Here is a 6,133-nt window from a genome sequence, read left to right on the forward strand (position 1 = left end):
GCAAGGAGGGATACAAAATAGGCATCCTTCCAGAAAACCAGCGACCCACCATAATACTGCGATCCCTGTCCATAAGCCGCTTCGATTGACTCTCTCGAATGCGAAAAGACACCAAAGGCGTTTCGGGAATTACCCATATCAAAAATATCAACAAAGATTTCGGGTTGACCGGGCTGGGTATAGGTGCGATTGATCAATCCCTGGAACCCGTAGGACAGGTAAAGCTCGGCGCCGCCATTGAGGTAGTCATATAAATTCGTGTGGTCGTATTCCCGATCCCTACGGCCAATTTTCCAGCCCTCAACGGTATCGGGTAATAAACCGACGATATTTGAACTCCCTTTCTCCATACTACAGGCTCCCATAGTTAAAATAAAGATCGCAGCGTAAAGATATAGGTAATTATTCATAAGGTTACTCAGCCATAATTTGGCTTTATTCGTGGGGAAAGCCATCTAATCTCTTTCGTTATTCGCTGACCAGCCCGATAATTGTACGTCGTCAGAACCTTTTGGGGGCTCAGGGCTAAAACTAAGGGGATCAGGTTGTATTTCCAATATCCCGTTTCCGCTTTATCCGGAGCTTACTCTGCCTGACCAGCGCTCGCTGATCCTAGCTCTGATGCCTCAGGCAAAGCGGTCTCTTTGGCGAAACTCAAATTTTGCCGATCACGGCCCATTTCCTGGATACCTGTGAATTGACCTGCTCAATCGGATTGCCGTGACCTATAGTGACCGCAAACATGTGCCTGAGATTTATGATGATCTCATCTTATTTGATTTTCTAATTAGTTCAAAAATATTATATTACCAAACAGGGGACTAAAATACATAACTGAGTCATCTTGTCCAGAGCATCGCAATACTATTTGAAGAGTTACAGGTAGCTACCATGAATGATCAACGCAAGACGAAATCCCAACTGATCGCAGAATTGGAGCAGACGCGCCACCGCTTGGCCGAACTGGAGCGAATTAAAATTGAGCACCGGCAAAAAGCTAAGGCGCTGCAAGAAAGCTTCTCGAAATACAAGGCGGTGGCAGAGGCTATACCAAATATGATATTTCGCCTGGATAAAGAGGGCACTTTCCTTGAATATGTACCAGCCAAAGGACTGGACCCATACGCCCCGCCCGCGGAATTTATTGGCAAAAATATTCGCAACGTGCTGCCAGAAGAAATGGCCAGTCAATCCATAAAGATCCTACAGGAGACTCTATCAACCAGGGAAGCTCACGTTTTTGAGTATCCGCTTAAAATAGGGGATGAGACGCGCTATTACGAGGCTCGCCACGTAATATATGGTGAAGATGAAATTCTTGGTATTGTGCGGGATATCACCGAGCGCAAGCAGTCGGAAGAAACGCTGCGGGTAACAGATTGGGAACTCAGCATCAGGAACGAAATCGCCAATATCTTCTTAACCACCGCCGACGACATGATGTATGGCGAGGTGCTGGAGTGTGTTCTCAAGGCTCTTGAAAGCAAGTATGGTGTTTTTGGATATATTGACAGTGATGGCGCTATAGTTTACCCATCTATGACCAGGGATATCTGGGATCAGTGCCAGATTCCGGATAAATCGATCGTATTCCCGCGCGAGTCTTGGGGTGGTATCTGGGGCCGGGCCCTCACGGAAAAGCGGACATTGTATTCAAATAAGCCCTTCAAAGTACCCGAAGGGCACATTGCTATCGATAGAGCTATAGATGTACCTATTATCCACAAAGGAGACGTAATTGGGAACCTCATGGTCGGCAACAAAGCGACGGACTACGATGATAAAGATGTAGAAATGCTGGAAACCATCGCCAATTATATCGCGCCGGTCCTGAGTGCGAGGCTGCAGCGAGATCGCCATGAGGAAGAACGAAAACGCGCTGAGGCCGAGCGGGAAGCTTCAATCGCGGAATTGGAAGCCAAAAACACCGAGCTGGAGCGCTTTACCTATACTATATCCCACGATCTGAGAAGTCCCCTTGTCACTATCAAGGGATTCCTCGATTTTTTAGAAGAGGATGCAGCTAAGGGGAATATAGAAGAGGTTAAGGAAGACATTATGCATATAGCCACCGCAGCCGACAAGATGAATTCACTCCTGACTGAGTTGCTGGAGTTATCTCGCATCGGACGTTTTATTGGCTTTCCGGAAGAATTTTCCTTTGGTGAGCTGGCCCAGGAAGTGGTGAAACTGTTGGCCGGCCTGATCGTGAAACGGGGAGTACAGACAGAGATTGCCCCTGACTTGCCCGTGATTTATGCTGACCGGACCAGGATTTTCCAGGTGCTGAAGAACCTGGTCGAAAACGCCGTGATGTTCATGGGTGACCAGCCCCAGCCGGTCGTTGAAATAGGATGCCGAAAAGAAGCAGAAGGGCAAGTCTTCTTCGTACGGGATAACGGCATTGGAATTGACCCCAGCAACCACGAAAGGGTGTTTGATCTTTTTTATAAACTAGATACTAAGAGCGAGGGCACTGGGCTGGGCTTATACTTAGCCAAACGGATCGTAGAGGTCCATGGGGGCCATATCTGGGTAGAGTCTGAAGGTCTGGGACGCGGCTCAACCTTCTGTTTTACCATCCCGTCACCACCAGCAACGACAAACCGATGGGGAGAAAAGAGCCAAGATTAATACCGAGTTTCTTAATCCTTGGTAGCAATCCAGGTGGGAAGTGGAGGATTTTGTCTGGTGAACGCTGACGGATTTCCCGCCATGGGCGGGACTAATCCCGCCGGAGGCGGGGCGAACCACCGACCTTCCCGACATAAAATGTCGGGACGCTCCGACTACACTAGAGCACTATGTCGACGGAGATATGCGATCACCAAGTCTGAGCGCTTCATGCGCTTTAATTTGGCCTCAAGTTTCATCGCTTCTGAACGCGATTCACGCGGCAATCTTCCAACCAACTCCCATGGCTCGCGTTGCTTCGTAGCAACGGACTTATCTGTATTGTGCTCGGTGGTCCTGCGATCCAGGTTATCGGTGTGTCCTATATACGTCCTGCCCGTGGGGTGACTTCTTAAAACGTATACAAAAAACATCGCGTGGACGCTGCGTGATTCGAACACGCGACCTCCGCCTTGTAAGGGCGGCGCTCTGAACCAGCTGAGCTAAGCGTCCCTATTAAAGCGAAACCCTACTCGACAACAACTCCTTCCGAAATGACATCCTCTATGGTACCGCGTTCTTCCTCTTCATTGGCTTTTTCTTTGATCTCCTCTTCGGGCGGTCCGGTTACGGGCGGTACCACGGCCTCTCGTTCTAGAGCCAAATTAAGGACCTGGGACATTTGCTTGACAAAGGAAAACTTTAGGTCTTTCAGAACCTTGGCGGGGACATCCTCCATGTCCTTCTTATTCTCGAACGGAAGGATCACGTGTTTCAGTCTCGCCCGGTGAGCTGCGGTGACCTTCTCCTTAATGCCACCGATGGGCAGCACATTCCCGCGCAGCGTGATCTCGCCGGTCAGGGCAACACCCTCCTTCAGAGGCCGTCCACTGAGCAGCGAGACAATGGCGGTCAGCATCCCTACACCTGCTGAAGGACCATCTTTAGGAATCGAACCGGCCGGGACATGGACGTGCACATCCCAGCTCTTATAGAAATTGGGATCGATTCCGAACGTGTTTGCGTGAGCCCGGACGTAGCTCCAGGCCGCTCGAGCGGATTCTTTCATCACATCGCCCAACTGGCCGGTAAGTGTAAGTTGACCGCGCCCGGGCATCCGCGAGGCCTCGATAAACAGGATATCACCCCCGGCAGCCGTCCACGCTAGGCCAATGACTATTCCAGGTTCATTAACCCGTTCGGCAACCTCGGCATGGAAGGTCTTCGGTCCCAGGTAGTGAACGGCGTTCCGACTGGTAATTTTGACCTGCGTAGATCCCTTACCCTCGACTAGCTCGGTAGCCCGCTTACGGCAAATATTGGCGATCTCACGTTCCAGGTTGCGAACACCGGCCTCCCGGGTGTAGGAATGTATCAGCTCTTTCAAGCCACTCTCCGCAAAAACAAGCTGAGAGGGATTGAGCGCATTCTCCTTGACCTGTTTGGGAACCAGGAAGTTCTTGGCAATATTTATTTTCTCATCATCAATATAGCCGGTAAAGTCCAGGATTTCCATGCGGTCACGCAGGGGACCGGGGATCTGATCCTTCCGGTTGGCGGTGGTGATAAACATGACCTTCGAGAGGTCGTAGTCCACCTCCAGATAATGATCGTTAAAGGAGAAATTCTGTTCCGGATCAAGCACTTCCAGCAAGGCGGAACTGGGATCACCACGAAAGTCCATACCCAACTTGTCGATTTCATCCAGCATGAAAACCGGATTATTGGTACCAGCCTTCTTCATGCCCTGGATAATCCGGCCGGGAAGGGCTCCGATGTAGGTTCGTCGGTGGCCCCGGATTTCGGCCTCGTCGCGGACACCGCCTAGAGACATACGCACAAATTTCCGGCCCATCGCCCGTGCAATCGACCGCCCAATTGAGGTCTTACCTGTCCCGGGAGGCCCGGCAAAACATAGAATGGGGCCTTTGAGCTTGCCATCACCAGATTGCTGCTCTTTGAGGTTTCGAACCGCCAGATACTCGATGATGCGCTCCTTGGCCTTCTCCAGACCATAATGATCTTCGTCCAGTATCGTGCGGGCGTTCACCACATCATTATTATCCTCGGTAGACTTACTCCACGGCAAGTCGGAAAGCCAGTCGATATAGGTGCGGGCTACCGTATACTCCGGCGACTGGGGCGGGATCCGGCTCAGACGCTCCAGCTCCTTCAGGGCCACCTTTTCCGCCTCCTCGGACATCTGGGCAGACTTGATCTTATCTTCTATCTCCTTCTGATCAACAGTCTGCTCATCCTCACCCAGCTCGCGGCGGATGGCCTTCATCTGCTCCCGGAGATAGTACTCCCGCTGAGTCTTGGAAATCTCATCCTGGACTTCAGATTGAATTTTCTCTCCCAGCTCGGTGCGCTGAATCTCACGGTTGATGATGACCGTGGCCTTTTCCAGCCGATATTTGACATTCATCTCCTCCAGGATCTCCTGCTTTTCCTGGTTGGGAATGTTCATCATGGAGATGGCCCGGTCCGCCACCCGCCCGGCGTCTTGGATGTTGGATAATACGCTGGCCTGTTCGTCAGTGAGATAGGGAACCACCTCAATTAGGCGGTGGTAAATCTGTCGCAGATTTGTGACCATGGCGCCCACCTCCAGGCTGTCGTCCTGGCGCTCCTCGATGCGCTCAACCATCGCTCTGAAGTAGGGCCCGGAGGTGATATATCTATTGATTTGGACACGGGCAATCCCCTGAACAATAGCCGACTTGGAATTGTCGGGCATATCGAAGATCTTCATGACCACTGCCAAAGTGCCCCAGCTATAAAGGTCCTCTTCCGTTGGGACTTCAATGGTTCCGTCCCGCTGGGCAACCACAACCAGCATCTTGCGACCCGCAGGCAGGTCATTAATCAACTTCAGGGATTGCTCGCGACCGATGTAAATGGGAATGATCTGCTGCGGAAATAAAACGGTATTGCGCAGAGGCATGACCGGGAACTCCTCTTCCCCTAGTGGTTCCCTCGGCTCTATTTCGGCCTGCTCTTGCTGCTCCTGCTTTTCAGATTCATCAACCTTCGACATACGAACTCCTGCAATACCTTAACTGCATGAAAGTTTTAATAACATCCTAACAAATAGCAACAACTATCGTGCCGCCGCCTGTGCAGCCACTATGGCCGGCCGACCGTCTGCCGCCATGTCCGATTTTAAAACCTAAAGCAGTCGCTTTGGCAGGCTTTCACCGCGGGCGGGTCGTCTCCACCCGCTGAATAACTTCCAGAGCACGCACCGTAACTAGCGGGTCCCCTTCGGCATCACGCCCTGCCATGCGTGGGAAGTAGCCATTTCCCAGCTGTCGCTCCAGCAGCCAGGAGTAGAACTTTTTAAAGACCGGGTGAGTGGGATTAAAGCCGGCCAGCGTTAGGCCATCCAATACTTTCAGTGTACCTCCCTGAAACAGCTGCACCCCCTTTGATCCCTCTTCCAGCACGTCCCAGGTGCTCGCGTCAGGCAATAAGGTCGTGGTATTCGGCGCCAGGGCATGGGCAAGGAGGAACTCAC

The 6,133-nt window shown here is 51.6% G+C and carries 5 protein-coding genes and 1 tRNA gene; 1 reads left to right on the forward strand and 5 read right to left on the reverse strand.

Annotated features, from left to right (window positions below; all coding sequences use genetic code 11):
• Nucleotides 1-350 (reverse strand): DUF6599 family protein (locus tag ACETWG_04715; GenBank protein MFB0515893.1); only part of this gene is annotated, 350 nt, incomplete at its 3' end.
• A 541-nt stretch (nucleotides 351-891) separates the two neighbouring features.
• Here ACETWG_04715 and ACETWG_04720 point away from each other — a divergent pair.
• Nucleotides 892-2,634: an ATP-binding protein gene (locus ACETWG_04720; GenBank protein MFB0515894.1), complete on the forward strand. Its 1,743-nt coding sequence runs from the start codon at nucleotides 892-894 to the stop codon at nucleotides 2,632-2,634.
• A gap of 155 nt (nucleotides 2,635-2,789) precedes the next feature.
• Here ACETWG_04720 and ACETWG_04725 read toward each other — a convergent pair whose 3' ends face one another.
• The 4 genes from ACETWG_04725 to ACETWG_04740 all read right to left on the reverse strand — a co-directional run.
• Nucleotides 2,790-3,047 carry a GIY-YIG nuclease family protein gene (locus ACETWG_04725; protein ID MFB0515895.1) on the reverse strand — a complete coding sequence of 86 codons (258 nt, stop codon included), beginning with the start codon at nucleotides 3,045-3,047 and terminating at the stop codon, nucleotides 2,790-2,792.
• A 4-nt stretch (nucleotides 3,048-3,051) separates the two neighbouring features.
• Nucleotides 3,052-3,126, reverse strand: a tRNA-Val gene (locus tag ACETWG_04730).
• Between the two features lie 16 nt (nucleotides 3,127-3,142).
• A complete protein-coding gene (gene lon, locus ACETWG_04735; GenBank protein MFB0515896.1) occupies nucleotides 3,143-5,653 on the reverse strand; it encodes an endopeptidase La in 2,511 nt (836 codons plus the stop codon).
• A gap of 157 nt (nucleotides 5,654-5,810) precedes the next feature.
• On the reverse strand, nucleotides 5,811-6,133 hold a 323-nt coding region (locus ACETWG_04740), incomplete at its 5' end, for a hypothetical protein (protein ID MFB0515897.1).

It is taken from the genome of Candidatus Neomarinimicrobiota bacterium, assembly GCA_041862535.1.
Taxonomy (GTDB): domain Bacteria; phylum Fidelibacterota; class Marinisomatia; order SCGC-AAA003-L08; family TS1B11.